Here is an 858-nt window from a genome sequence, read left to right as displayed (position 1 = left end):
CTCAAGACCTTCAACGTGCTCGAGGACGAGGAAGTGCGCCAGGGCATCAAGGACTACGCCAACTGGCCCACCATCCCCCAGCTCTACGTCAACGGCGAATTCCTCGGCGGCTCGGACATCATGATGGAGATGTACGAGTCGGGTGAGCTGCAGCAGGCCCTGACGGCCTCCTGATGACCCAAAGGCTCGTCGTCGGGCTGACGGGCGCAACCGGGGCGGCCTATGCGCTGCGGCTGCTGCGCCGCTCGCGCGAGCTGGGCGTCGAGACCCATCTGATCGCCACGCCCGCCGGCATCCTCAACGTCCATCACGAACTCGGCCTGGACCGCTCTGCGCTGGAAGCCGAGGCGGACCATGCCTACGCGCCAGGAGACATCGGCGCCTGCATCGCCAGCGGCAGCTTCGCGACCGCCGCCATGATCGTGGCGCCCTGTTCGATGAAGTCGCTCGCGGCGATTGCTCACGGGCTTGGCGACAACCTGCTGACCCGCGCCGCCGACGTCACCTTGAAGGAGCGCCGCCGGCTGATCCTGATGGTGCGCGAGACACCGCTCAACCTGGCCCATTTGCGCAATATGGTCGCGGTGACCGAAATGGGCGGCATCTGCTTCCCGCCGCTGCCGGCCTTCTATCACCGCCCCAAGACGATCGAGGAGATGGTCAACGAGACCGCCGAGCGGGTACTGGAGCTGGCCGGCGTCGCGGCAGCGCAGCCCAAGTCCTGGGCCGGGCTCTAGGGAAACGCTAAACCAGTCACTCGCGCGCAGCGCATCCCTGCTTTGGGCGGCCTGCGGCGTTGCAAATCCTCGCCATAGCCCGCTATGGCTGTGGTTTGCGCCTTGCAGTCCATCCCAAACC

The 858-nt window shown here is 66.4% G+C and carries 2 protein-coding genes; both read left to right on the top strand.

All coding sequences use genetic code 11. The features are described 5' to 3' along the window. Positions 1-174 (top strand): glutaredoxin domain-containing protein (locus AC1DU6_RS33410; protein ID WP_477862637.1); only part of this gene is annotated, 174 nt, incomplete at its 5' end. Next, complete coding sequence (locus AC1DU6_RS33405; RefSeq protein WP_457323376.1) at positions 174-737, top strand: UbiX family flavin prenyltransferase; 564 nt, start codon at positions 174-176, stop codon at positions 735-737. The genes AC1DU6_RS33410 and AC1DU6_RS33405, both read left to right, overlap by 1 nt. Positions 738-858: the final 121 nt, after the last annotated feature.

The sequence above is a fragment of the Roseateles sp. P5_B10 genome (assembly GCF_056400485.1).
This window is presented reverse-complemented; position numbering and strand designations above follow the sequence as displayed.